The 26,669-nt window shown below is 41.8% G+C and carries 26 protein-coding genes; 16 read left to right on the top strand and 10 right to left on the bottom strand.

From position 1 onward, the window contains the following. The first annotated feature begins 109 nt into the window (after positions 1 to 109). From Q4443_RS06600 to dltD, 5 genes are all read left to right on the top strand, one after another. Positions 110 to 1,483 carry a M20/M25/M40 family metallo-hydrolase gene (locus Q4443_RS06600; RefSeq protein WP_000231793.1) on the top strand — a complete coding sequence of 458 codons (1,374 nt, stop codon included), beginning with the start codon at positions 110 to 112 and terminating at the stop codon, positions 1,481 to 1,483. Continuing rightward, positions 1,476 to 2,537: a methionine ABC transporter ATP-binding protein gene (locus Q4443_RS06605; RefSeq protein ID WP_000085691.1), complete on the top strand. Its 1,062-nt coding sequence runs from the start codon at positions 1,476 to 1,478 to the stop codon at positions 2,535 to 2,537. The genes Q4443_RS06600 and Q4443_RS06605 overlap by 8 nt, the downstream gene beginning before the upstream one ends. 1 nt (position 2,538) lies before the next feature. Next, positions 2,539 to 3,231: a methionine ABC transporter permease gene (locus Q4443_RS06610; protein ID WP_000137507.1), complete on the top strand. Its 693-nt coding sequence runs from the start codon at positions 2,539 to 2,541 to the stop codon at positions 3,229 to 3,231. 158 nt (positions 3,232 to 3,389) lie between these two features. Continuing rightward, on the top strand, positions 3,390 to 4,544 hold the full coding sequence (gene dltB, locus Q4443_RS06615; RefSeq protein WP_049477566.1) for a D-alanyl-lipoteichoic acid biosynthesis protein DltB: 1,155 nt from the start codon (positions 3,390 to 3,392) through the stop codon (positions 4,542 to 4,544). 47 nt (positions 4,545 to 4,591) lie between these two features. After that, positions 4,592 to 5,764: a D-alanyl-lipoteichoic acid biosynthesis protein DltD gene (gene dltD, locus Q4443_RS06620; protein WP_049519240.1), complete on the top strand. Its 1,173-nt coding sequence runs from the start codon at positions 4,592 to 4,594 to the stop codon at positions 5,762 to 5,764. A gap of 174 nt (positions 5,765 to 5,938) precedes the next feature. Here the strand turns inward: dltD and Q4443_RS06625 are convergent, their stop codons facing one another. Continuing rightward, a complete protein-coding gene (locus Q4443_RS06625; RefSeq protein WP_049519239.1) occupies positions 5,939 to 6,508 on the bottom strand; it encodes an MptD family putative ECF transporter S component in 570 nt (189 codons plus the stop codon). Between the two features lie 133 nt (positions 6,509 to 6,641). On the opposite strand from Q4443_RS06625, the gene Q4443_RS06630 reads away from it, so the two are divergent. From Q4443_RS06630 to nrdI, 5 genes are all read left to right on the top strand, one after another. Further along, a complete protein-coding gene (locus tag Q4443_RS06630) occupies positions 6,642 to 7,256 on the top strand; it encodes a YesL family protein (protein WP_049519238.1) in 615 nt (204 codons plus the stop codon). Beyond that, positions 7,234 to 8,904, top strand: a complete 1,671-nt coding sequence (locus Q4443_RS06635; RefSeq protein ID WP_080978827.1) for a sensor histidine kinase — start codon at positions 7,234 to 7,236, stop codon at positions 8,902 to 8,904. The genes Q4443_RS06630 and Q4443_RS06635 overlap by 23 nt, the downstream gene beginning before the upstream one ends. An 11-nt stretch (positions 8,905 to 8,915) precedes the next feature. Then, entirely contained in the window at positions 8,916 to 10,202 is a 1,287-nt protein-coding gene (locus Q4443_RS06640; protein WP_049519237.1) for a response regulator transcription factor, read from the top strand. Positions 10,203 to 10,260: 58 nt separating this feature from the next. After that, positions 10,261 to 10,794: a hypothetical protein gene (locus Q4443_RS06645; protein ID WP_000740038.1), complete on the top strand. Its 534-nt coding sequence runs from the start codon at positions 10,261 to 10,263 to the stop codon at positions 10,792 to 10,794. A gap of 76 nt (positions 10,795 to 10,870) precedes the next feature. Further along, complete coding sequence (nrdI, locus tag Q4443_RS06650) at positions 10,871 to 11,341, top strand: class Ib ribonucleoside-diphosphate reductase assembly flavoprotein NrdI (RefSeq protein ID WP_000724244.1); 471 nt, start codon at positions 10,871 to 10,873, stop codon at positions 11,339 to 11,341. 80 nt (positions 11,342 to 11,421) lie between these two features. On the opposite strand, the gene Q4443_RS06655 is transcribed toward nrdI, so the two are convergent. The 3 genes from Q4443_RS06655 to argS form a co-directional block, all read right to left on the bottom strand. Then, on the bottom strand, positions 11,422 to 12,684 hold the full coding sequence (locus Q4443_RS06655) for an NRAMP family divalent metal transporter (protein ID WP_000084703.1): 1,263 nt from the start codon (positions 12,682 to 12,684) through the stop codon (positions 11,422 to 11,424). 197 nt (positions 12,685 to 12,881) lie between these two features. After that, on the bottom strand, positions 12,882 to 13,127 hold the full coding sequence (locus Q4443_RS06660) for a hypothetical protein (RefSeq protein WP_000084866.1): 246 nt from the start codon (positions 13,125 to 13,127) through the stop codon (positions 12,882 to 12,884). Positions 13,128 to 13,461: 334 nt separating this feature from the next. Then, positions 13,462 to 15,153: an arginine--tRNA ligase gene (gene argS, locus Q4443_RS06665; protein WP_303408213.1), complete on the bottom strand. Its 1,692-nt coding sequence runs from the start codon at positions 15,151 to 15,153 to the stop codon at positions 13,462 to 13,464. A 154-nt stretch (positions 15,154 to 15,307) separates the two neighbouring features. Between argS and argR the strand changes: the two genes are divergently transcribed. Then, on the top strand, positions 15,308 to 15,754 hold the full coding sequence (gene argR, locus Q4443_RS06670; protein ID WP_001231483.1) for an arginine repressor: 447 nt from the start codon (positions 15,308 to 15,310) through the stop codon (positions 15,752 to 15,754). Positions 15,755 to 15,804: 50 nt separating this feature from the next. Further along, a complete protein-coding gene (gene mutS / locus Q4443_RS06675; RefSeq protein WP_049519235.1) occupies positions 15,805 to 18,339 on the top strand; it encodes a DNA mismatch repair protein MutS in 2,535 nt (844 codons plus the stop codon). Between the two features lie 40 nt (positions 18,340 to 18,379). Here mutS and Q4443_RS06680 read toward each other — a convergent pair whose 3' ends face one another. Both Q4443_RS06680 and Q4443_RS06685 read right to left on the bottom strand, forming a co-directional pair. Beyond that, on the bottom strand, positions 18,380 to 18,838 hold the full coding sequence (locus Q4443_RS06680; RefSeq protein ID WP_000743970.1) for a DUF3021 domain-containing protein: 459 nt from the start codon (positions 18,836 to 18,838) through the stop codon (positions 18,380 to 18,382). Then, positions 18,835 to 19,275: a LytTR family DNA-binding domain-containing protein gene (locus tag Q4443_RS06685; protein WP_000861944.1), complete on the bottom strand. Its 441-nt coding sequence runs from the start codon at positions 19,273 to 19,275 to the stop codon at positions 18,835 to 18,837. Before Q4443_RS06685 ends, Q4443_RS06680 begins: the two co-directional genes overlap by 4 nt. 208 nt (positions 19,276 to 19,483) lie before the next feature. On the opposite strand from Q4443_RS06685, the gene mutL reads away from it, so the two are divergent. Further along, complete coding sequence (gene mutL, locus Q4443_RS06690) at positions 19,484 to 21,433, top strand: DNA mismatch repair endonuclease MutL (protein WP_000018196.1); 1,950 nt, start codon at positions 19,484 to 19,486, stop codon at positions 21,431 to 21,433. A 141-nt stretch (positions 21,434 to 21,574) separates the two neighbouring features. On the opposite strand, the gene Q4443_RS06695 is transcribed toward mutL, so the two are convergent. After that, the gene (locus tag Q4443_RS06695; protein ID WP_008277272.1) at positions 21,575 to 22,081 is read right to left on the bottom strand and encodes a helix-turn-helix domain-containing protein; all 507 of its coding nucleotides are present in this window, start codon (positions 22,079 to 22,081) and stop codon (positions 21,575 to 21,577) included. 172 nt (positions 22,082 to 22,253) lie between these two features. Here Q4443_RS06695 and Q4443_RS06700 point away from each other — a divergent pair, with 172 nt between their 5' ends. From Q4443_RS06700 to Q4443_RS06710, 3 genes are read left to right on the top strand one after another with little or no spacing between them, the layout of a single operon-like run. Continuing rightward, positions 22,254 to 23,486, top strand: a complete 1,233-nt coding sequence (locus tag Q4443_RS06700; RefSeq protein WP_000657467.1) for an MFS transporter — start codon at positions 22,254 to 22,256, stop codon at positions 23,484 to 23,486. A 12-nt stretch (positions 23,487 to 23,498) separates the two neighbouring features. Beyond that, positions 23,499 to 24,092: a Holliday junction branch migration protein RuvA gene (ruvA, locus tag Q4443_RS06705; protein WP_000273410.1), complete on the top strand. Its 594-nt coding sequence runs from the start codon at positions 23,499 to 23,501 to the stop codon at positions 24,090 to 24,092. A gap of 9 nt (positions 24,093 to 24,101) precedes the next feature. Continuing rightward, complete coding sequence (locus tag Q4443_RS06710) at positions 24,102 to 24,665, top strand: DNA-3-methyladenine glycosylase I (protein WP_303408214.1); 564 nt, start codon at positions 24,102 to 24,104, stop codon at positions 24,663 to 24,665. An 82-nt stretch (positions 24,666 to 24,747) separates the two neighbouring features. Here Q4443_RS06710 and Q4443_RS06715 read toward each other — a convergent pair whose 3' ends face one another. The 3 genes from Q4443_RS06715 to Q4443_RS06725 form a co-directional block, all read right to left on the bottom strand. Then, complete coding sequence (locus Q4443_RS06715; RefSeq protein WP_000166112.1) at positions 24,748 to 25,011, bottom strand: SemiSWEET family transporter; 264 nt, start codon at positions 25,009 to 25,011, stop codon at positions 24,748 to 24,750. 105 nt (positions 25,012 to 25,116) lie between these two features. Then, positions 25,117 to 26,151 (bottom strand): S66 peptidase family protein, encoded by a 1,035-nt coding sequence (locus Q4443_RS06720; protein ID WP_303408215.1) that lies wholly within the window; start codon positions 26,149 to 26,151, stop codon positions 25,117 to 25,119. A 165-nt stretch (positions 26,152 to 26,316) separates the two neighbouring features. Continuing rightward, entirely contained in the window at positions 26,317 to 26,664 is a 348-nt protein-coding gene (locus Q4443_RS06725) for a TfoX/Sxy family protein (RefSeq protein ID WP_044021494.1), read from the bottom strand. Between the last annotated feature and the right edge of the window lie 5 nt (positions 26,665 to 26,669).

The following is a 26,669-nucleotide window of genomic DNA, read 5'->3' on the forward strand; positions in this document are numbered from 1 at the left end:
GGGAGGTGGGAGAGAGTTTCCACCTCTTACTTTTGTATAGAGAGTTGATTTTAAAGAGGCACTTGTGGTCGTTCTGAGGACACAAGTACGTAGTAGAAAGAGAGAGAAAATGGTTTTTCCTAGCGAACAAGAGCAGATTGAAAAATTTGAGAAGGATCATGTGGCCCAGCATTATTTTGAAGTTTTGCGTACCTTGATTTCCAAGAAATCAGTCTTTGCCCAGCAGGTTGGACTCAAGGAGGTCGCAAACTATCTGGGTGAGATTTTCAAGCGTGTAGGGGCTGAAGTGGAGATTGATGAGAGCTATACGGCTCCCTTTGTCATGGCGCATTTCAAGAGTTCGCGTCCAGATGCTAAGACTTTGATCTTCTATAACCACTATGACACTGTACCAGCGGACGGAGATCAGGTGTGGACAGAGAATCCCTTTACGCTTTCGGTCCGCAATGGATTTATGTATGGGCGTGGTGTTGACGACGACAAGGGCCATATCACGGCTCGTTTGAGTGCTCTGAGAAAGTATATGCAGCACCACGATGATCTGCCAGTCAATATCAGCTTTATCATGGAAGGGGCAGAGGAGTCTGCTTCTATGGATTTAGACAAGTATTTAGAGAAACATGCAGACAAACTTCGTGGGGCGGATTTACTAGTCTGGGAACAAGGGACCAAGAACGCCTTGGAACAGCTGGAAATCTCTGGAGGAAACAAGGGCATTGTGACCTTTGATGCCAAGGTAAAAAGTGCGGATGTGGATATCCACTCGAGTTATGGTGGTGTCGTGGAATCAGCTCCATGGTATCTTATCCAGGCTTTAAGTAGCCTACGTGCAGCAGATGGGCGTATCTTAGTAGAAGGCTTGTACGAGGATGTTCAAGAGCCAAATGAACGAGAACTAGCCTTGGTGGATACCTACGCCCAACGCAATCCTGAGGAAATCAGTCGCATTTATGGCTTGGAATTGCCTCTCTTACAAGAGGAACGTGTAGCCTTCCTAAAACGTTTCTTTTTCGAGCCAGCCCTTAATATCGAAGGGATTCAGTCAGGTTATCAAGGGCAAGGGGTTAAAACGATTTTGCCAGCAGAAGCCAGTGCTAAGCTAGAAGTTCGTTTGGTTCCTGGCCTAGAACCGCATGATGTTCTGGAAAAAATTCGGAAACAGCTAGACAAAAATGGCTTTGATAAGGTAGAATTATACTATACCTTGGGAGAGATGAGCTATCGAAGCGATATGAGCGCGCCAGCCATTCTCAACGTAATCGAGTTGGCCAAGAAATTCTATCCACAAGGCGTATCAGTCTTGCCGACCACAGCGGGAACAGGACCTATGCATACGGTCTTTGATGCCCTAGAGGTACCAATGGTGGCCTTCGGTCTAGGAAATGCCAATAGCCGAGATCACGGTGGAGATGAAAATGTGCGAATCGCCGATTACTACACCCATATTGAATTAGTAGAGGAGCTGATTAGAAGCTATGAGTAGAGATATTATCAAGTTAGATCAGATCGATGTGACTTTTCACCAAAAGAAAAGAACCATCACAGCGGTCAAGGATGTGACTATTCACATCCAAGAAGGGGATATCTACGGAATCGTTGGATATTCTGGAGCAGGGAAATCAACCCTTGTACGGGTGATTAACCTCTTGCAAAAACCATCTGCTGGGAAAATTACCATTGATAACGACGTCATTTTTGATGGCAAGGTAACCTTGACGGCAGAGCAGTTGCGTCGCAAACGTCAAGATATCGGGATGATTTTCCAGCATTTCAACCTAATGAGTCAAAAGACAGCAGAGGAAAATGTGGCCTTTGCCCTCAAACATTCTGGACTCAGCAAGGAAGAAAAGAAAGCAAAAGTAGCTAAGTTGTTGGACTTGGTTGGCTTGGCGGATCGTGCTGAAAACTACCCTTCACAACTATCAGGAGGGCAAAAACAGCGTGTAGCCATTGCGCGTGCCTTGGCAAATGATCCGAAAATTTTGATTTCAGACGAGTCAACGTCTGCCCTCGACCCTAAGACAACTAAGCAGATTTTGGCCTTGTTGCAAGATTTGAACCAGAAATTAGGTTTGACGGTTGTCTTGATTACGCATGAAATGCAGATTGTCAAAGACATTGCCAACCGTGTGGCGGTCATGCAGGATGGCCGTTTGATTGAAGAAGGCAGTGTCCTTGAAATCTTCTCAGACCCTAAACAACCTTTGACACAGGACTTTATCTCAACAGCTACAGGTATTGATGAAGCCATGGTCAAGATTGAGAAGCAAGAAATCGTAGAACATTTATCTGAGAACAGTATCTTAGTGCAGCTCAAGTATGCAGGGGCTTCGACAGATGAACCACTTTTGAATGAATTGTACAAACATTACCAAGTAACGGCCAATATCCTCTATGGAAATATCGAAATTCTCGATGGCACTCCTGTCGGAGAATTGGTGGTGGTCTTGTCAGGTGAAAAAGCAGCACTAGCAGGTGCCCAAGATGCCATCCGTCAGGCTGGCGTCCAGTTAAAAGTATTGAAGGGAGGACAGTAAAATGACAGAGTTGATTCAAACTTATCTACCAAATGTCTATAAGATGGGCTGGGCTGGTCAGGCAGGCTGGGGAACAGCCATCTACCTAACTCTTTATATGACAGTTCTTTCTTTCATCATCGGAGGGTTCTTGGGGTTGGTAGCAGGTCTTTTCCTCGTCTTGACAGCGCCAGGCGGTGTCTTGGAAAATAAGGTTATCTTCTGGATTTTAGACAAGATTACCTCTATTTTCCGCGCGGTACCATTTATCATCCTCTTGGCAATCATGTCGCCACTCTCTCACTTGATTGTGAAGACTAGCATCGGGCCAAATGCAGCCCTTGTCCCCCTTTCTTTTGCAGTCTTTGCCTTCTTTGCCCGTCAGGTGCAGGTTGTCTTGGCTGAGCTGGATGGCGGTGTCATTGAGGCGGCTCAAGCGAGCGGAGCGACCTTCTGGGATATCGTGGGTGTTTACCTATCAGAAGGTTTGCCAGATTTGATTCGTGTGACGACTGTGACTTTGATTTCCCTTGTTGGGGAAACAGCCATGGCGGGAGCAGTTGGTGCTGGTGGTATCGGTAACGTGGCCATTGCTTATGGATTTAACCGTTACAATCACGATGTGACCATCTTGGCAACCATCATTATCATCTTGATTATCTTTACGATCCAGTTCTTGGGAGATTTCTTGACCAAGAAATTAAGTCATAAATAATGGAAGGAGTTCAAAGGGACTCCTTTTTGTTTTCTCACCGAAATGCAAGAAGGATAAAGCTTCTTTTTAGAAATATGCTATAATAAATAAAGGTCCTCAATTAGCAAATCAAAAAGTTTGCTGTAGAAGAGATGATAATGTAAAGGAGTTTGTCTGGTATGAATTATTTCGAGGGGAATGAGTTTTTCCTTCTCTTGTTTGTAGTTTTACTGATTGGTTTTGTGGTAAACTTTTTTGAAAAACGTAAAGACTACTATATTTTGGCGCTCTCCCTCTTATTTGCAGGAGCTATCTATGGTAAGAGCCGAGCGATGATTGTCTATTTACTCGCCTTTATCGTTTACCAGTATTTTCTGGTTTTTCTAGCGCAGCGGATAGAGGCAAAGTGGCTGAAACCACTGGTTTTCCTTTCCATTCTTCCTTTGGTGATCAATAAAGTCTTTGCCCTGACTTCTCTGCATTTGTTGGCCTTTATTGGAATTTCTTACATGTCCTTTAAGACCATTCAGATCATGTTAGAGATATCGGATGGCTTAATCAAAGAAAAAATCACTGTAAAAGATTATCTACAGTTTTTGCTCTTTTTCCCAACAGTTAGTGCTGGTCCGATTGATCGGAGTAGGAGATTTTTAAAAGAGATAAACGAGGTCATGCCCCGAAAAGAGTATCTAGAGTTAGCAGGGGACGGTGTGTATCGTATCGTTCTAGGCCTCCTTTACAAGATTGTTTTATCAACCTATGTTTACCAGATGTTACTCGCTCTAAATAATACTGGCACAGTCGTTTATTCAATCAAGTATATGTACCTCTATACCTTGTATCTGTTCTTTGACTTTGCAGGCTACAGTCTAATGGCCGTTGGAAGTAGTAACATTCTAGGTATTCAGACACCGATGAACTTTAACAAACCTTTCTTGAGTGTCGATATCAAAGATTTCTGGACCAGATGGCATATCACCTTGTCGACCTGGTTGAGAGATTTTGTATTTTCAAGAGTATTGATGCAGGTTATCAGGAAAAAATGGTTTAAAAATAGACTACACAATGCAACCTATGCCTATATAATTAATATGTTAGTCATGGGTTTTTGGCATGGTCTTAGTGTTAGTTACATTGTCTATGGTTTTTATCATGGTGTCTTGATGGCTGGATTTGAAGTGTATCAAAAGAAAAGCAATTTTTATAAAAAAAATAAAAACAAAAACTGGTATAAGCTACTAAGTTGGTTTGTGACCATGAATTTGGTTATGATTGGTTTCTTTATCTTTTCGGGTGAACCCTATAAAATCTTACTGACGACTTTAAAGAGATAAGAGATTGAGAAGAAATCGGACAGATCGAAGGGATAGGATAAAACGAGATGATTAAATTAAAAGCATTTTTACTATCGCTTGTGCTCGTAATTGCGACGCTTGCCCTTTTAAATGTGACGTATGTCAAGAAGATTGATGATTATTATAAAGTCAAGGATAACAGTATTCGTTATAACACCTCGTATGAAAAGTATAAAAGTAGAGATATTCTAACAAGCAATATCACCCCCAATACACTGGTTCTAATGGGTTCCTCAGAGTTGGTTGCGACGATAAATGAAGACTATCATCCAAATAAAATTTTTAACTACAACGATTTTAATATCATGCAGATTGGGACTAGTTATTCTCAAAACATCATTCAGGCTACGACCTTGGGCTCTATTGAAGGATCAATGAGTAAGCGAAAAGTAGCTATAGTAGAGTCGGTTCAGTGGTTTGAAAAAGATGGGACCCATCAAGATGCCTTTTTGAACAAGGCTTCTCAGGAACATATTTTTCACATGCTAGATAATGACAAGATTAGTAAAGAAACGAAAGAAAAACTAATCAATCGCATTATCGAGATTACCAAAGGAAACAAGCAACAAAACGACATCTACAAAAAATATAAAAGTTATTTCATAGATGGAAAAGGAACCATTGTTGATAAAAAACTATTAGAGTTAGATAACGCGATGTATTCCTTTAAGCTCAAACGAAAATTTTATGAAAATCATGAGAAATCAGATTATCCTTCACTAGGAGACAAAACCCCAGACTATGATTGGGAAAAGATGACGGCTCAGTTTGTGGAAGAGGTCAAAAGGAAAACAGACAATAATGACTATGCTGTTGATAATAACTACTACAATACTTACTTAAAAGATCGCTATGCATCGCTAAAAGATTCCAATAAAGATTTGAGCTACCTAGAGTCACCTGAATATTCAGATATGGAACTTTTCTTGACGGTTGCTAAAGAATTGGGCATTGAAGTTGAGGTTATTATTTTCCCAGTAAACGGGAAATGGAACGACTACACTGGTGTCTCAAGAGAGATGCGAGAAAAAACTTATAAAAAAATAGAAGATGTCGCAAAAAGCCATGGTGCAACCGTATTAAACTATGGAAACAGAGAGTATGATGATTACTTTTTATTTGACGTGATGCACGTTGGAGTGAAAGGATGGATGGAAGTTGAAAAAGAACTTTACAAATTTGCAAACCAAGCTAACTAACACTCATCGATTAATCTTGTGGACACTTTTTTTCTATACGGTTATCTTGAGCATCGTGATTTACTGTTTTGTGACCGATTTTTCGAATATTCAAGAATTTATCTATAGTGAATTCTAAGATTGTATACAAAAAGGCCCTGGAACTAGGCATAGCTAGTCTTCAGGGCTTTTATCTTATAGTTTATCAGCTATTTTTTGACTTAGAAATTGCCCAACCAAAGCCCCAATCAAGGCACCTACGAGGATGCTCGAAACAAAGAGAAGGATTTTGTCCAACTCTGGAGCGACCATGATACGGTCAATGTATTCTTGGGATTTCCCACGTGCAAGTAAGGTGGCCACGTAAGCTTTGGGACGGATCCACATGAGGAAGATAGGGCCACTTGTGCTAAAAGCAAAGACGAGGAAGGAGAGGGTGTTTTTGATTCGATCTCTGTAGTTTCCGAGACGAGCGATGGCATCTGCTGCAAGACCACAGGCGAGTCCTGGGAGAAAGGCACCAGCGCCATGTTTGCTCGCTAGGAAGAAAAGTGCCATAAAAAGTCCTAGAGTGGTGATAGCGCCAAAACGAGGGACCTTCGTCAAAAGAAGCATGTAGACACTGCCACCGACAAGGGCAGCAAAGGCAGGTGCGTAGAACATATTGCCTGTTTGGTCGACCAGGTGTCCTAGGAAGACTCCAATCCCTACACAGAGGAAATAGAGGACGACAGCTAAGAGGGTGGTTAAGATATTTTTCTTCATGAGAATCTCCTTGATGCGAATTAACAAAACCAATTGTATCACGCTTTTTGAGGATTGTAAATGGGAGTTCTATATTTTTGAAAACGCTTGAAATATGATATAATAGTTACATCGTTAGTTTAAGGAGAGTAGCATGGGAAAGTTTCTAGAATTCGTCTTTAATCGTATCTTTTTGGGAATGATTGCGACTGCTTATTTCTGGCTATTAACACTAGCAGGAGGAGTGATCTTTGGTTTGGCCCCAGCTAGTGCTACCCTGATGAGTTTGTATGCGGAACATGGTTATACCTATCGAGCCTACCATTTGAAGGAAGCTTGGGAATTGTATAAGAGCAATTTTGTCAAGAGTAATCTGGCTTTCTATAGTTTCGTGTTTGTGGATCTTGTCCTAGTTTATGGTTTGTATCTTCTAGTTCAATTGCCCCACCAGACGATTTTCCACCTTTTGGCGACCTTTCTCAACGTCCTTGTAGTTGCTCTTGTCTTTCTAGCCTATACTGTTTCCTTGAAACTTCAGGTGTACTTTGATTTGTCCTACCAAAATACCTTGAAACTGTCCCTTATCGGTATTTTTATGAGCTTACCTGCGATTGCCAAGGTTTTACTCGGGTCCGCTCTCCTTATAGGAGTTGGTTATTATATGCCTGCCTTGCTCTTTTTTGTAGGAATTGGAATGTGGCATTTCTTTATCAGTGATATGTTGGAACCTATTTATGAAAGTATCCATGAAAAATTGGCGACAAAATAGAATGAAGCAGTTTTGGCTTCACTCTCTTTTACGGATTTATAGTTTGGTTATGATCGTGGTCATTGCCAGTTTTGCGATTATGCTATCGTATGCTGACTGGGACTCGCGTGAGAAAGAGGCCCAACGGGTTGCAGAACGTGTGACCACTCGGACAGTGAGTGAAGTGGAATATTATCACAGAGAGTCAACTCAACTTGCTCAGTCTTTGGTTGAAAATCAGGCCCGCATCGAAGGAATTTACAAGTATTTCAGTCTCAGCACACCAGACTATTTCTATTGGCAATTAGAACGTAAAACTTCGCCTTATATCTCGGTTTCCCTGTATGAAAATATTGATGATCTCTATGTTCGGAATGATTTTGTGACTGGAGTGGCTATTGTTCTTCAGGACTATAAGGAAGTGTATGTTTCGACTAGAGAAAAACGCAGTGGGGAGAAAGTTCCTGCGGAGGGTTTTAAGCCGACAGCCAATAGTTTTGCCATTCCTGTTTCTGATCCTGTGTCTGACAAGGATTTAGGAGTGATCTATATCTCCCTATCCCCGGATGTTTTACATGGAGCTATTGACAATACAAGGGGCCATATCCCAATGGCTGTAACAGTAACTTCGCCTTTTGAGACTGAGATGTTCCATATTGGGGAGAAGGTATCAGCTGAGCGAGAAAACTGGTTTGTAGGTGTCACCTCTCACGGTTATCAGGTTCGAGTTGCTGTTCCTAAAAATTTTGTTCTTACAGGAACTTTGACGAGTTCAGCTGTCATTATTGGGCTAAGTATTCTCTTTATCATCATTTTGTACGTGACTCTTAGACAGACTTTTTCAAATTACCAAAAGCAGGTCGTAGACCTAGTAGATTCGATCGAGGTGATTGCTCAAGGAGAAGAAGGCCTTCGAATCGATACATCTGAAAAAGGCCAAGAGTTGCTTCTCATTGCAGAAACAACCAATGATATGTTGGATCGCCTGGAAAAAAATATCCATGATATCTATCAGCTAGAGCTCAGTCAAAAAGATGCCAATATGCGAGCCCTGCAAGCTCAAATCAATCCTCACTTTATGTACAATACTCTGGAGTTTTTACGGATGTATGCTGTCATGCAAAGTCAGGATGAACTGGCAGATATTATCTATGAATTTAGTAGCTTGTTACGCAACAATATCTCCGACGAGCGGGAAACCACGTTGAAGCAAGAGTTGGAATTTTGCCGAAAATATAGCTATCTCTGTATGGTGCGTTATCCTAAATCCATTGCTTATGGTTTCAAGATTGCACCAGAATTGGAAGAAATGAGGATTCCAAAATTTACACTCCAACCATTAGTAGAAAACTACTTTGCCCATGGTGTTGATCATCGCAGAACAGATAATGTCATCAGTATCAAAGCCTTGAAAGGCCAAGGATGCGTTGAAATTCTAGTAGTAGATAATGGTCGAGGAATGCCCGCTGAGAAACTAGCTAGCTTGCAAGAAAAATTAACTCAACGAAGTTTTGAACACGAGGCAAGCTATAGTGGGGAGCGGCAATCAATTGGAATAGTAAATGTACACGAACGCTTTGTTCTCTACTTTGGGGATCGCTACCAAATCAGTGTAGAGTCAGCTGAGCAAGAAGGTGTTCGTTACCATATCACTATCCAGGATGAATAGAAAGGGTAGAAATGTATAAAGTTTTATTAGTAGACGATGAGTACATGGTGACAGAGGGGCTCAAGCGATTAATCCCCTTTGAAAAATGGGATATGCAAGTCGTCGCAACAGCTAATCACGCAGATGATGCTTTGGACTACGTCAAGGGAAATCCAGTAGATGTGGTCATTTCCGATGTCAACATGCCAGATAAGACCGGACTTGAGATGATTAGGGAAATGAAAGAGTTACTTCCAGATACCTATTATATCTTGCTGTCTGGTTATCAGGAGTTTGAGTACGTTAAAAAAGCCATGAACCTTAGTGTCGTGGATTATCTGGTCAAGCCAGTAGACAAGGTGGAGTTGGGCAATTTATTAGAAAAAATTGCGAGCCAACTTCAGGAAAAGGTGGAGCAAAGCCAGACTCTTAGCCAAGAATTGGATGAAGAAGGCTTTGTCAACTTCTTAGCAGGTAAAGATAACTGGTGGATAGGTCTTTCCAAGGAAAAACAAGGTTCTTTCACAATTCCTTACTATGTTTTGGGGCAAGACTGGCAGATTTTCATCTCTGATCAACAGCTCGATGGCATCATCGTGACACCATTTGAAGCACCCTACCAGCAGTCCTTTGAGAATTGGAAGATCAACGCTGAAAAAGCCCTCTTCTACGGTTCAGTTAATCTAGAAAAATCCGAGAGTTTGTTTGCTTATTACGAGCCGATTTATCGGGTGATTATCCAAGGGAATATCAATCAAATCATCGAAGAATTAACCCTGCTAGAGAAGGTCGTCTTGGAAAATACCCCGCGCGTGGCCATCACGAAGCAGCTCTTCACTCAGTTTGTCATGGATGTCTTTCATTTGTTTGAACACCTAAAAGCAGATGATATGACCGAGATAGTCAAAGCTATCCATGCCATTAACACCTTTGAAGAATTGGTTGCCTATATCAAAGAAACCTTGACCAAGTTCTTTGGCCAGTATCGCATGAATGAAAATGTGGTGAGCGTTCTGGAGGTGATTGGGCGTGATTATCAGAAAGAGCTCTCACTTAAGGATATTAGCAAGGATCTCTTTATCAATCCTGTCTATCTCGGTCAGCTGATCAAGAGGGAAACCAACTCAACCTTTGCGGAATTGCTCAATAAACAGAGAATTAAGGCAGCGCAGCAACTCTTACTGTCGACCAGTGATAGCATCGAAGATATTTGCTATGCAGTTGGCTATAGTAATGTTGGATATTTCTATAAGGTTTTCCGTAAATTGTGCGGAAAATCACCGAAAGCTTATCGGAAACAAGTTGAAACTAGCTTGTAAAAGTTGTATTCCTGTACAAAAAATGCTATAATGTTCAAAATATCTTTTGGAGGAAAACATGAAAAAGAATCCTATTTATCTTTGGGTTTTGTTAGTCTTATCAGCCCTCATTTCATCTATGTCATTATTTGGAATCTTGAGTCCATTGCCAAGTAAAGATGTGCTTCGTGCTAGCCTGGCGAATAGCGGGACGCTTACTGCTCAGCAATTAGAAGACACAGTCAACTATACTTACCAAGTAACAGCGTCATCGCACTCTATTTTTAATACGTTGTTGATTGTTTTATCTGCAATTTTAGTTGTAGTAGCCTTTGTATTTCTAGTACGTAAAAATGTGCAATTCGCAAACTATGCTTATATTGGCTATGTTCTACTAGCGATTGTTGGTTTGGTTTATAGCTATATGAATGTTCAAGATGCGGTTCAATTAATCAAAGATTCTACCCTCGGCCTAGGAATGGGAGCATTTGCACAAGGAACGAATATTTTGTTCATCATTATCAATGTTCTCTTTTTAGCCTTAGTCTTTTACAAGATGTGGCGCCAACAAAAAGATTTGGCCGAAGAAGTCGAAGCAGAAGAAGTTGCCTAAGTATTGACAAAAAAGGACTATCAAGTTACAATCTTGTTAGTTCTTTTTAAATCGTAAACAAAAAATCGAGGTCAACATGAAAAAAATATCCCTAGTGTATATCAGTCTGAGTGGGAATACAGAGAGTTTTGTAACCCGACTCAAGGACTATCTCTTGTCTCAGTATGAGGGAATTGAGGTCCAAAAAATCCATATCAAGGATTTGGTCAAGGAAGGCCAAGAATTCTTTGAAATGGAACATCCCTATGTCGCTTTCTTGCCGACCTATCTGGAAGGTGGAAATGGTGTCGATAACGGCGATGTTGAGATTCTAACGACTCCAGTGGGCGACTTTATCGCTTATGGAGACAATGCTAGTAAGTGTTTTGGGGTAGTGGGATCTGGTAATCGCAATTTTAACAATCAATACTGCCTAACAGCCAAGCAGTACAGCCAGCGTTTTGGTTTCCCCGTTCTAGCAGATTTTGAAATGAGAGGCATGCTGGGAGATATTAAAAAAGTCGCAGCAATCATTGCAGACTTGTATGAGTTAGAGACAGAAAAATAAAGTAGTACTGAGGGGCAGTTGAGATTTTCAACTGCTTTTGAGTATGCAAAAAGCACCCTGTCAGGGTGCCATTTTATAAACTATCCTGCTTTTCCGATGGCAAGTGCATAGATAAAGAAGATAGCGAAGCCAAAGAGGAAAATCAATCCTGCGATAGCGAGGAGTTTTAGCCAAGAAGGAAGATTTTTATTCTCACGTGTCACCAATACATAGTTCAAAAGAGCGAAGAATGGTGTTGTCAGGAAAGAACCGATCATGGCAAAGCGAAGCATGGTGGAAACTTGACCAGCAAAGAATTTAATAATTACGATACCAATGATAGCGGTAATGGTCATCCAGATGTTCAAAGATTTGCGAGAATCCTCTTTTTGACGAATCAAGAGTCGCAGCGATTCCTGATTGACACGAGAGTAGCCATCGATAACGGTGATGACCGTTCCAAAGATACAGAGAAAGGCGATAAAGGTGATCAAATAACGGGACCATTCTCCAAGAACAGAGGCATACATACCCACAAATTGAGAAATGTACTTGGCTGAAGCTGCTTCAACTGCTTGTCCTGTAGGATACTGAATCAGTGCTCCTAGTGCCACGAAGAATACAGCTAGGATAGCAGTTCCAATGTAACCAACGTTAAAGTCGAAAAGGGCGTCCGCTGTATTAAAGTTGACGGTCTTTTTCTTTTCAGCAGACCAGAGTGAATTGACGGCTGAAATTTCAATAGGGGCAGGCATCCATCCTAAGAGGGAAACGATAAAAGGGAGTGCCGCCATTTGCCAAGGTGTCTTTTCGACAAAATCAGAGCTGTATTCTGGATGTTTAATTGCTGCAATGATAACTGCAAGAACAGTTGCAATGGTCAAAGCAGACATGATCCATTTTGCCATACCATCTAATAGTTTGTAGCCACCAAAGAGTAGCATGGCCCAAATGACTGCAACAAGGATAAGGGACCACTGAGTGATGCTAAGTCCAATCATTGGGAAGGCGCTAGCGATGATGGCTGAGCAAAGGATAGCGACTCCAGCTGTATTAACCATAGCAGAGAAGACATTGAGGACAAAGAAAATCCAGAGATAGATTTTTCCTTTTTCAGCATAGCCTTCTACCAAGGTTTTACCAGTGTCGGCAGTATATTCGGCACCAAAACGGAAAAATGGATATTTAAAAACATTGGCCAAGATAACCAAGAGGAGTAGTGACCACCCATAAGAACCACCAGCTTGAGTAGAGGATACAATGTGAGAACCTCCAACGGCAGCAGAAGCCATTAGGATTCCTGGCCCCATTGCCTTTAGTTTGCTTGCCCAGGTTGACTGGTTTGATAACGTAACTTGTGACATAATAAACACTCCTATTTTTGAATTTTCAGAATAATCTGAATAGATAGCTACTATTCTACAAAAATCTTAAAGGAAATGCAAGACCATTTTGAAAAAATATAGAAAATTACAGAAAACTTTACATGCATTAATGAAATTTCTCCAAGGAGAATATGGTAAGCCTAAAAAATCCGAGAAGAAAGCTTCTCGGATTTTGATTATTTCAATTGATCTGTGACGTCTTTTGAGAGCAACATTCCCAGACGGTAAGTTTTATTGATATGTGCAATGACATCATTGATATTTTCAGTCGTGTGAATTTTCTCTTTGATGTCAGACCTAAATGTCTCGTCCTTCAAAAGTTGCTCTTGGTAGAGTCTTTGAAGTCTTTCCTTCTCGTACTTATTGAGCAGAAAAAGGAAAACCAAGCTAAGTACAACGAGGATATAAGCATATTGGCTCATAAGGAATCTCCCAGTGTGATAAAGAAATAGTAAAAGTGAATAAATTGTTTCATTGAAATGCTACAATGCCGAACACAATATAAATGTTATTTTGCCTCAATCTTTCAGATTGCTTTCAAGTAATTTAAAAGATTACGACATGAGCCTAACCAAATCGATATTATTTGGTCTGGTGAATTAGTAAAGCGTTTGGGCAACTCGTACTGGTTACGACGTAAAGAAACATAAATCGACAATATTTATGTTTCTTTACTAGTGAAGCGCCTAGCCAAAGTCCGAATAGGATTTGGCGTTAGTTACTTAGATTGCTTTGCAATCAAGTAACTTTGGCGATTTACATCTTCTCTGGCGCTTCTACTCCGAGCAAACGAAGGTCTTCTTTGAGGACCACTGCGGTTGCGTAGCTGAGTGCTAGACGACTGTCGCGCTCAGGACTTTCATCTAGGATACGTGTATGTGCATAATATTTGTTAAAGGCTTGAGCCAGACTAATCGCAAATTTCGCAATGATAGAAGGTTCAAAGTTATCTGCTGCACGATTGATAATACGTGGAAAGTCTTGGAGTAGTTTTATGATTTCCCAGCTTTCAGCATCATTCAGGCTGTAGTTGCCAACTGTATCTGGCTTGAAATCGGCTTTGCGCAAGATAGATTGGATACGAGCGTAGGCGTATTGAACGTAAGGTCCAGTTTCCCCTTCAAAGGATACCATAGCTTCAAGGTCGAAGTCATATCCATTTGTACGGTCGGTCTTAAGATCATAGAACTTGATAGCCCCAACTCCAACAGCGTGGGCAGCCTGGTCTTTATTTTCTAACTCAGGATTTTTCGCCTCGATTTGGGCCTTGGCACGACTAACAGCCTCAGCGATAGTCGGTTCTAGCAAGATGACATTTCCTTTACGGGTAGAGAGTTTTTTCCCTTCTTTTGTTACCAATCCAAACGGAACATGGACAATGTCTTGGCTCCAATCGTAGCCCATCTCTTGTAGTACTGCCTTGAGTTGTTTGAAGTGGGCAGATTGCTCTTGACCAACAACATAGATGGATTTTGCAAATTGGTATTCCTTTTTACGGTAAAGGGCTGCAGCCAAGTCTCGTGTGATATAGAGAGTTGCACCATCAGATTTTTTGATAAGGGCTGGATGTTCAATTCCATATTTCTCAAGATTGACAACTTGAGCCCCTTCTGACTCAACAAGAAGTCCTTTTTCAGCGAGAATGTCTACAACAGCATCCATCTTATCGTTGTAGAAGGCTTCTCCGTTGTAGCTGTCAAATTCGACTTGTAATTCATTGTAAAGGCGGTTGAATTCCACTAAACTTTCATCACGGAACCATTGCCAGAGAGCTAAGGCTTCCTCGTCTCCATTTTCCAGTTTGCGGAACCATTCGCGTGCTTCTTCATCCAAGCTAGGGTCTTTTTCAGCTTCAGCATTGATGCGAACGTAGAGTTTAAGAAGTTCATCGATTGGATGCGCTTTAACGGCTTCCTCATTTCCCCATTTCTTGTAGGCAACGATCAGCATTCCAAACTGTTTGCCCCAGTCTCCCAAATGGTTGACCTTGACCGTTTGATAGCCGATTTTTTGGAAAATATGTGACAAGCTATCTCCGATAACCGTTGAGCGCAAGTGACCAATAGAGAATGGTTTTGCGATATTAGGACTAGACATGTCGATAACGATATTTTCTTTCTTGCCAATGGTTTGGTCGGCATAGTGCTCTTTTTCAGTGATAACATCCTGTAATACCTGAGCCGAAATAGCAGATTTATCAAGGAAAAAGTTGACGTAAGGTCCTGTAGCAACAACCTTTTCAAAGGCTTGACTATTGATTTTTTCAGCAATATCTGTTGCAATCATTTGAGGAGCTTTACGCTCGACTTTTGCTAGAGAAAAGGCAGGGAAGGCGATGTCTCCCATTTCTGAGTTTTTAGGTGTTTCCAGTAAATTTAAAATAGCCTCTTGGTCCAGGCTATCAACGACGCTAGCCAACTCGCTAGCAATCAATTCTTTTGTATTCATAAGGGCTCCTTTTGGGCTTTTTTACTATTTTAACACAATTTACTACATTTTTTGAGAAAGAAAAGAATTTTTTTGAATTATCTAGTTTTTTTGGTATAATGTAGTTATAAAATAAATGTAAAACTTGTTATAAATATTCACTTAAGAGGATAATATGAGAAAAAGAGAACGGCATCAATTGATTAAAAAGATGATCACCGAAGAAAAACTTGGGACACAAAAAGAGATTCAAGATCGTTTAGAAGCTCGTAATGTTTATGTGACACAAACGACTTTGTCGCGTGATTTGCGTGAAATCGGCTTGACCAAGGTTAAGAAAAATGATATGGTGTATTATGTACTAGCAAATGAGACAGATAAGATTGATTTAGTTGAGTTTTTGTCTCATCACTTAGAAGGTGTTGCAAGAGCAGAGTTCACCTTGGTACTTCATACCAAACTTGGGGAAGCTGCAGTCTTAGCAAACATTGTAGATGCAAACAAGGATGAATGGATTTTAGGAACGGTTGCTGGTGCTAATACCTTATTGGTTATTTGTCGAGACCAGCACGTTGCCAAGCTGATGGAAGATCGTTTGCTAGATTTGATGAAAGATAAATAAGGTCTTGGGAGTTGCTCTCAAGACTTATTTTTAGCAAGGAGAGATGGAAAATGGCAACAGAAAAGCTATCACCCGGCATGCAACAGTATGTGGATATTAAGAAACAATACCCAGATGCTTTTTTGCTTTTTCGAATGGGTGACTTTTACGAGTTGTTCTATGAAGATGCAATTAATGCAGCGCAAATTTTGGAAATTTCCTTAACAAGTCGGAATAAAAATGCAGAAAATCCGATACCCATGGCGGGCGTCCCTTATCATTCTGCCCAACAGTATATCGATGTTCTGATTGAGCAGGGCTATAAAGTCGCCATTGCAGAACAGATGGAAGATCCCAAACAAGCGGTTGGTGTTGTTAAGCGAGAGGTGGTCCAGGTCATCACACCTGGAACGGTCGTTGATAGCAGTAAGCCAGACAGTCAGAACAATTTTTTGGTTGCCATAGACCGTGATGGCAATCAGTTTGGTCTGGCTTATATGGATCTGGTGACAGGTGATTTCTATGTGACGGGGCTATTGGATTTCACGTTGGTTTGTGGGGAAATCCGTAACCTCAAGGCTCGAGAAGTGGTGCTGGGTTATAACTTGTCTGAGGAAGAAGAACAAATCCTTAGCCGTCAGATGAATTTGGTGCTTTCTTATGAGAAAGAAGGCTTTGAGGATATTCATTTACTAGATTCACGTTTGGCAGCTGTGGAGCAAGCGGCAGCTAGTAAGCTCCTCCAGTATGTTCACCGGACCCAGATGCGGAAATTGAACCATCTCAAACCAGTTATCCGCTATGAAATTAAAGATTTCTTACAGATGGACTATGCGACCAAGGCTAGTTTGGATTTGGTTGAGAATGCCCGTTCAGGTAAGAAGCAGGGGAGTCTTTTCTGGCTTTTGGATGAAACCAAAACGGCTATGGGTATGCGTCTCTTGCGTTCTTGGATTCATCGTCCCTTGATTGATAAGGAGCGAATCGTCCAGCGTCAAGAGGTGGTGCAGGTCTTTCTTGACCATTTCTTTGAGCGTAGCGATTTGACAGACAGTCTTAAGGGTGTTTATGACATCGAACGTTTGGCTAGTCGGGTTTCTTTTGGCAAGACCAATCCCAAGGATCTCTTGCAGTTGGCGACTACCTTATCTAGTGTGCCACGGATTCGAGCGATTTTAGAGGGAATGGAGCAACCTGCCCTGGCCTATCTTATCAAACAGTTAGATGCCATCCCGGAGTTGGAGAGCTTGATTAGTGCTGCCATTGCTCCTGAAGCTCCTCACGTGATTACGGAAGGTGGCATTATCCGTACGGGATTTGATGAGACCTTAGACAAGTACCGTCGTGTGCTCAGAGAAGGGACTAGCTGGATTGCTGAGATTGAGGCTAAGGAGCGGGAAAACTCTGGCATCAGCACGCTTAAGATTGACTACAATAAAAAGGACGGCTACTATTTCCATGTGACCAATTCGCAACTGGGAAATGTGCCAGCCCACTTTTTCCGCAAGGCAACGTTGAAAAACTCAGAACGCTTTGGTACCGAAGAATTAGCCCGTATCGAGGGGGATATGTTGGAGGCGCGTGAGAAGTCAGCCAATCTAGAATATGAAATCTTTATGCGTATCCGTGAGGAAGTCAGCAAGTACATCCAGCGTTTGCAGGCTTTAGCCCAAGGAATTGCGACAGTTGATGTCTTGCAAAGTCTCGCAGTTGTGGCTGAAACCCAGCATTTGATCAGACCTGAGTTTGGAGAGGATTCACAAATAGGTATCCAAAAAGGGCGCCATGCTGTCGTCGAAAAGGTCATGGGAGCTCAGACCTATATTCCAAATAGTATCCAGATGGCAGAAGATACCAGTATTCAGCTGATTACAGGGCCCAACATGAGTGGGAAGTCAACCTACATGCGCCAGTTAGCCATGACTGCGGTTATGGCCCAGCTGGGTTCTTATGTGCCGGCAGAAAGCGCCCATTTGCCTATCTTCGATGCTATCTTTACCCGTATCGGAGCAGCAGATGACTTGGTTTCAGGTCAATCAACCTTTATGGTGGAGATGATGGAGGCCAACAATGCCATTTCGCATGCGACCAAGGATTCCTTGATTCTCTTTGATGAATTGGGACGCGGAACTGCAACTTATGACGGAATGGCTCTGGCCCAATCCATCATCGAATACATCCATGAACATATCGGAGCCAAAACTCTCTTTGCGACCCACTACCATGAGTTGACCAGTCTGGAGTCCAGCTTGGAACACTTGGTCAATGTCCACGTGGCAACCTTAGAACAGGATGGACAGGTCACCTTCCTTCACAAGATCGAACCAGGACCAGCTGACAAATCCTATGGTATCCACGTTGCTAAGATTGCTGGCTTGCCAGCAGAACTTTTAGCAAGGGCGGATAAGATATTGACTCAACTGGAGAATCAAGGGACGGAAAGTCCTGCTCCCATGAGACAAACAAGCGCTGTTACTGAACAGATGTCACTCTTTGACGCGCCTGCAGAGCATCCTATCCTAGCAGAATTAGCTAAACTGGATGTATACAATATGACACCGATGCAGGCTATGAATGTCTTGGTCGAGCTCAAACAAAAGTTATAAAAAAATCCCACTCACATTTTTGTGAGTGGGATTTTCTCTATTACTTTTTATGGGCCAAGAGTTGATTGATGTGGTCTACTTTTTTAGCTTCTCTTTTATAGAGAATAGTCCAGATGATGAGGTAGACAATCGCAAACTCTGGAATAAGCTGGAGATAGAAGGTCCAGTGGAAGGGGAACCAACCAGCCAGAGTTGCTAGTGGAACAAAGCCAGCCAGCATGAGGAAGAAATGGGAAAGTGTGGCACGGAGCAAGCTCCAGTCACGGCTGAATAAACGACTGCCAAAGCTAAAGAGAACACCGATAGCTGACCAGATGACCATACAGTAGAGCAAGACTAGAGCACCGTGAACCTGATGTTGAGCCATCGCTTGGCCGATAAGAGACTCGGGGCTTAGTGGGGCATAGGTATTTGGTGCATAAATGAGTGAAAAGAGGATAGAGAGGATGAGGCCGATAAGTACACCAGCGGCTGCATCGTGAAAGATTTGTTTTTTCATAGTTCTAATTTCTCCTTGATGGTTTTTAGGTAACGGCGTGAAGAGTAGGTGAAGCTTTCATTTTTTAAGAAAATTTCAACCAGACCGTTGGGCGTGAGCTTGAGATGAGAGATGGAGTCGATATTGACGATTTCTGATTGGGAAATTTGGATAAATGTGGTCGGCAGAATGTCAAGAACTTGATAGAGACGCAAATCAATAGTGTAGGTATGAGATGCAGTTTCTGCAAGAACCTTGCGATTCTCGATATAGAAGCGTTGAATCTTGCTAATCTTAACTAGATAGACCTGGTCATCAATCTTTCCTTTGATTGTTTCTTTTTGGTCAAGATTTTCTGCGAACTCGATGACTTTCTGGACTTTTTCGGTCGGCTGAGGAGTTTGGACAATCAGCTTTTCCTCCTCATAAGTCTCCTTAATCTGTAGTTCTACTTTCATAAATTTCCCTCCTTACATTTCATACAAAATTGTGATCACTTCCTGTACACCTTTATTAAACACTATTTTACGACCCATGGCAAGAGCTTTTGTCTATGTGGAGAGATTTGGAGTCTATGTGGTATTTGCTTTTTCTGGTAACATCTGAAATATGGTATAATAGCACTAATCAATTTCTAGGAAAATAGATACAGAAAGGGGCTGAAAGATGTCTCATATTATTGAATTGCCAGAAGTGTTGGCAAACCAGATCGCGGCAGGAGAGGTCATTGAACGTCCTGCCAGTGTGGTCAAAGAGTTGGTAGAAAATGCCATTGATGCGGGTTCTAGCCAGATTATCATTGAGATTGAGGAAGCTGGTCTTAAGAAGATTCAAATCACAGATAATGGCCATGGAATTGCCCACGATGAGGTTGAGTTGGCCTTGCGTCGACATGCGACCAGTAAGATAAAAAATCAAGCAGACCTCTTTCGGATTCGGACGCTTGGTTTTCGTGGTGAAGCCCTGCCCTCTATCGCTTCTGTCAGTGTCTTGACTCTGTTGACGGCGGTGGATGGTGCGAGTCATGGGACCAAGCTCGTTGCGCGTGGGGGAGAAGTTGAGGAAGTCATCCCAGCGACTAGTCCTGTGGGGACCAAAGTTTGTGTTGAGGACCTCTTTTTCAATACACCTGCCCGTCTCAAGTATATGAAGAGCCAGCAAGCGGAGTTGTCTCATATCATTGATATTGTTAACCGTCTGGGATTGGCTCATCCTGAGATTTCTTTTAGTTTGATCAGTGATGGCAAGGAAATGACACGGACAGCAGGAACTGGTCAACTGCGACAAGCCATCGCAGGAATTTATGGTTTGGCGAGTGCAAAGAAGATGATTGAAATTGAGAACTCTGATCTAGATTTCGAAATTTCAGGTTTTGTTTCATTGCCTGAATTGACACGAGCAAATCGTAACTATATCAGCCTCTTCATCAATGGCCGTTATATCAAGAACTTTCTACTCAACCGTGCTATTCTTGACGGTTATGGAAGCAAGCTCATGGTAGGGCGTTTTCCACTGGCTGTCATTCACATCCATATCGATCCTTATCTGGCTGATGTCAATGTTCATCCAACCAAGCAAGAGGTGCGGATTTCTAAGGAAAGAGAGCTGATGGCACTTGTCTCAGAAGCTATCGCAAAGAGTCTTAAGGAACAGACCTTGATACCTGATGCTTTAGAAAATCTTGCCAAGTCGACCGTGCGTAATCGTCAAAAGGTAGAGCAGACCATTCTCCCACTCAAAGAAAATACGCTTTACTATGAACAAACAGAAGTAACAAGACCGACTCAAGTTGAGGTTTCAGACCATCAAGTAGGCTTGACTGAAGAAAGACAGGATTTAACCCTGTTTGCCAAGGAAACCTTGGACCAGTTGACCAAGCCTGCAAAACTGCATTTTGCAGAGAGAAAGCCAGCTAGCTATGACCAACTAGACCATCCAGAGTTGGACCTTGCTAGTCTCGATAAAGCCTATGATAAGCTGGAGCGAGAAGAATCATCAAGCTTTCCAGAATTGGAATTTTTCGGACAGATGCACGGGACTTATCTCTTTGCCCAGGGGCGAGATGGACTCTATATCATTGACCAGCATGCAGCTCAGGAGCGGGTTAAGTACGAGGAATACCGTGAAAGCATCGGCAATGTTGACCAGAGTCAGCAGCAACTCTTAGTGCCCTACATCTTTGAATTTCCTGCGGATGATGCCCTTCGTCTTAGAGAAAGAATGCCTCTCCTAGAGGAAGTAGGTGTTTTTCTAGCAGAGTATGGAGAAAATCAATTTATCCTGCGTGAACATCCTATTTGGATGGCCGAAGAGGAAATCGAATCTGGTATCTATGAGATGTGCGATATGCTCCTCTTAACTAAAGAAGTTTCGATCAAGAAATACCGAGCAGAGCTGGCTATCATGATGTCCTGCAAGCGGTCGATCAAGGCCAATCACCGTATCGATGACCATTCAGCCAGACAGCTCCTTTATCAGCTTTCTCAATGTGATAACCCCTACAACTGTCCACACGGACGTCCCGTTTTGGTGCATTTTACCAAGTCAGATATGGAAAAAATGTTCCGACGCATTCAGGAAAATCATACGAGTCTTCGTGAGTTGGGGAAATATTAAGAACACAAAAAGCCTTTGTTCCTTTTGAACAAGGCTTTTTAGTTTTTCTAAGGTGGGAACTTGATTGGACATGGGCAACTTGACACGATATTTACACTTGCTTGACAAGACCAGTTCTATAAAAATGTTGTGAAAACTGAATTAGGTGATTCCAGGCTTTGTAGAATCGTCGTTGTCTGAAGGAGTCTCAAGACCAATGACCTTATCAAGATAACGTTGTTTGGTTTTGAGAACCTTATTGATAGCGACAGCAGAAGCGATTAAGAGAACGAAGGTTAGCCAGATCCAAGCGGTGAATTCAGCTGGAAAACTAGAACCGGCTAAAAAGAGATAGATAGCCAGAGCCAATACAAAAATATAAATCACCTGCCAAAGACCAAAGGATTTAACCTTTTTATAGTAGTTGTCTTTGTCTTCCTCCAAAATCACTGCTGTGGAAACTTTTTCAATGCTTTCATCCAGTAGTAGATAGTCAGTTGTCACTTGAAAAATCTTGCTTATTTCAATGATTTTTTCGATTTCAGGAAGGACTTGTCCAGACTCCCATTTGGAGATGCTTTGCCGAGAAACATTGATTTGTTCTGCTAGCTTTTCTTGGGACCAACCTTTTTCCTTTCGGAGTTCAAATAGTTTTTCTGCGAGTTTCATCATTCTATCCTCCTTTTTCTACTTCTATCCTAACAATTTTTACTTATAAAGAGAATACAATCTCCTGTACAATTTGTCAACCACCGGTTGCACTTGTGTTTGCAGTTTTCAGCAAAAAAATATGATATACTAGGTAAGAAAAAGCGAAGAAATTATGAAAAAGGAATGAAAGATGAAAGAATTTTTTGCCCTCCCCAAGCAAATTCAAATGCGGGAATGGATGAGCTTTGTAGCACGGATTTTAGAGAGTGCCATTACTCCTTTTATGGCCATGTACTATGTTCAATATTTTGGAGCCTTTTGGGCGGGGTTATTGATGATCACAACCAAACTCATTGGTTTTTTAGCTGGGCTGTATGGTGGACATTTGGCGGATCTTTGGGGACGTAAGAAAGTCATTGACTGGGGAAACTTTGGTCTTGCGAGTGGCTACTTTCTTGTGCTGCTGGCAAATATGCCTAATCATATTTTTCCCTTTTTGACTTTTGTCGGAATGTTGCTGGCAGAGACCGCAGGAACTTTCTCTTGGCCGGCTATTGATGCGATGATTATTGATTTGACCGACGAGCAAAATCGCCGTTTCGTTTATACGATTAGTTATTGGTTTGTCAATGTATCCGTTATGTTAGGAGCAGGGCTTGCAGGTTTCTTTTACGACCACCATTTTTTTGAGTTGCTTCTGGTTTTGACGGTAATTAGCTTCTTGAATTTTTTCCTCGCTTGGAAATATTTTTCAGAAAGCAAGCCAGCTAATCTGGTCTTTGAGCATGGTAGCAGTCCTTTGGCAACTGTGAAAAATTATGCTTCTGTTTTTCAGGACAAAATTTTCCTACTTTATACGTTAGGGACTGTATTTAATGGTGTTATCTGGTTGCAAATTGACAATTATATACCCGTTCATTTGAAAGAGTCATTCATCGCGAGTAGTATTTTCGGTATTCATATTTCAGGAGCTAAGATGCTCAGTATCATGGTCTTTATCAATACCCTGATTATTGTTTGCTTCATAACGACTGCCAATCGTTTGACCAAGGAAATGAAGCTCATACCGCAGTTTTTATTGGGAAGTATTATCTTTGACTTGGGTATGCTTTTCACCATTGTCTTCAGGAGTTTCTGGGCTCTGTTTTTGCTAGCCATTCTCTATACTATGGGGGAACTCATCTGCATGCCGCCAAGCCAAGTTTTGCGGGCGGAAATGATGAATGAGAATAAGCTCGGAACCTACTCAGGTTTCCTTAATATGGCGCAGCCTTTAGCGTCTATTTTAGCGGGGGCGATGATTTCTATCAGCGCTGCAACAGGTGCTGTAGGTGTTTGGCTCGTTTTTATTGTGTGTGCAGTACTTGGGTTGCTTCTTATCATCAGAGCAGCGCATTTACAAGGAATTGCAAATCAATTATAGAAAGTGAAAATTATGTACGAATATCTAAAAGGAATCATTACCAAAATCACTGCTAAATACATCGTCCTAGAAGCTAACGGTATCGGCTATATCCTGCATGTGGCCAATCCTTATGCCTATTCAGGTCAGGTGAATCAAGAAACTCAGATTTATGTGCACCAAGTTGTCCGTGAGGATGCCCATCTGCTTTACGGCTTTCGTTCAGAAGACGAGAAGAAGCTCTTTCTCAGCTTGATTTCGGTCTCAGGGATTGGTCCTGTGTCAGCTCTTGCTATTATCGCTGCCGATGACAATGCTGGCTTGGTTCAGGCGATCGAGACTAAGAACATCACCTACTTGACCAAGTTCCCTAAAATTGGCAAGAAAACAGCCCAACAGATGGTGCTGGACTTGGAAGGCAAGGTAGTCGTGGCTAGTGATGACCTTCCTGCCAAGGTGGCAGTGCAAACCAGCGCTGAAAACCAAGAACTGGAAGAAGCTATGGAAGCCATGTTGGCACTGGGCTACAAGGCAACCGAGCTTAAGAAAATCAAGAAATTCTTTGAAGGAACGACAGACACAGCTGAGAACTATATCAAGTCGGCCCTTAAGATGTTGGTAAAATAGGAGATTTTTATGACAAAACGCTGTGGTTGGGTTAAAATGAACAACCCATTATATGTGGCCTATCATGATGAAGAGTGGGGTCAACCCCTTCATGATGACCGTGCTCTTTTTGAGTTGCTTTGTTTGGAAACTTACCAGTCGGGTCTATCTTGGGAAACGGTACTAAACAAACGCCAAGGATTCCGAGAAGCATTTCATGGCTATCAAATTCAAGAGGTCGCGGAAATGACAGATGGGGAGTTGGAAGCCATGTTAGAGAATCCAGCCATCATTCGAAATCGAGCCAAGCTCTTTGCGACACGTGCCAACGCCCAAGCATTTTTGCAAGTCCAGAAAACCTACGGCTCTTTTGACGCTTATCTCTGGTCCTTTGTTGAGGGAAAAACGATCGTGAATGATGTTCCTGACTATCACCTAGCACCTGCTAAAACAGCCTTGTCTGAAAAGTTGTCTCAAGATCTCAAAAAACAAGGCTTCAAGTTTACAGGTCCAGTCGCAGTTTTGTCTTTTCTACAGGCGGCAGGCCTGGTTGATGACCACGAGAATGATTGCGAGTGGAAAAACGGAAATTAGTGAGTCCAAGCGTCTAACTATCTGAGAAAATAGAAAAAGCTGAGAAAATTATCTCAGCTTTTTGATTATATGCTAGTAACTTTTATAGTGCAGTAAGAAATGTCAGTCCACCTAAGACAACGCCAGCTGAGTTTGGAATAATTAGTATCCAATCCTTCTTAGGCTCTTTTGTCCATCCGTAAATAACCCAAATTAAACAAGATACTGCTGCGGATAAAGGCTGGAATGGTTGAGCTTTGTTGCCTTGTAAATTGGCAAAAATTTGTGGGATGTAGGCGATAAATACAATAATCCCGATAAAGGCTCCAATTGAACCGACAATTTGATTTATTTTTTGTTTAGTCATATACACCTCCTCTAAAAAGATATCATAGAAATAAGCAAAATGCAATAAATTCAGACACAAATTGTAACGAAAATCAATACCAAAGCACAAAAATGGAGAAATTGTTTATTTTTTGTTATAGTCAAAGCGAATGACTTGCTTCTGTGTATCCACATAAGCGTGAACGCCAAAGGGTACAATGGCTCTTGGTGTGGCGTGACCGACATTCAGATTATAGACAATCGGGATATTGCTGTCAATGATATCCAATAGTGCTTCCTTGTAGTCGTCATAGAAGGTTTCATCCATTGGCTTTCCGACCAAGAGTCCACTGATAACCCCAAATATCCCCGTGTCCTTTAAAGTCCGCAACATTTTTTTGAAATCATCAGGTTCAGGCTTTTCTTCGCTTGTTTCTAGTAAGAGAATCTTTCCTTCCCAGTCACATAAGTCAGGGAAGAGTCGGTACTCTTGGCAGAGGTCCGTGCTGTCTGCGTATCGAGAATTGTCAAAGATATCATAGAGGGACTCAAGACAACCACCGAGGATTTCTCCCTCAAACTGGGCATTGCCTTGTAACAAGTCAAAACCTGTATTTGCATGGCTGACACGAGGTGTTCCCAAGGCATTGGGACTAAAATCAGTCCGTTCCTCATACCAAAGGTCGCTAGGGCGGATTTCTGAGATTCTCCCAGTCTCGATCAATTCTTTAAAGTAGTGAAGGCTATAAGATAACATCTCCTTGTCTAACTCACAAATGTCCGCTAGAAATGATTGGCCGTAAAAAGTCTTGATTCCTAGTTTGTGTAGCATAAGGTGGTTCATGGTCGTATCCGAGAAACCGAGAAAAATCTTTGGTTTGATAACCTTTTGTAGTTGGTCATTTTCAAAAAGATAAGGTAGCAAGCGATAGGTATCGTTTCCACCAATGGCGCATAGGATCATGTCGATACTATCATCAGAAAAGGCCTGAATCAAATCCTCTGCACGAGCTTCAGGATGTTCTTTGATAAAGTCCAAGCCCTTTAGCGAATGAGGCAAAAAGATAGGGTTGAGTCCGAGGTCCTTGAGACGTTGAATACCCAAGTCCACTTCGTGCTTGACAAAGTCTTCACCCATAGTCCCACTAGATAAACTTATAATACCAATAGTAGAAGTCATATATTATCCTCCTAAAAATAAATTGATTGTGCCTATTTTATCACAAAAGGTGAGAGAAAACTATAAGAATCAGACTCAGAAGTTCTGTTGGATATCAAGAAAGCAAGTGAAAAAGCAACCGCCTGTGCAGTTGCTTTTCGTTTTTCTAATCTCACTAGATATGAGTTACTTGGTCAACTCTTGATTATAGGAGAGGGCTAAATCAATCCAGTAAGGAAGTTCTTTTTGACCTTCGATATCTAGGTCTATATAGCCATGATAAGGTCGCCCTCTCATCAATGTAGTACGAGCTCCTGTTCGGGGTAGAACTTGCTTTTCCGTTTCTTTGCCAATTCTCACCATAACCAGCTCGTCCTTTCTGGAACTGACTGTAAGGACCATTTTCCCACGAATCATAAAGGCCAGGCCACCAAACAGTTTCTTTTCTTCTAACTCTTCTTCGAAAATTTGGGGAGGAAGTTTAAGTGCTAGAATTTTTCGAATCTGCTGAGCTAAGGATTGACTATATGCCATAGCTT

Origin of the sequence: Streptococcus sp. GP0011 (assembly GCF_030546305.1) — a bacterium.
Classification (GTDB): Bacteria; Bacillota; Bacilli; order Lactobacillales; family Streptococcaceae; genus Streptococcus.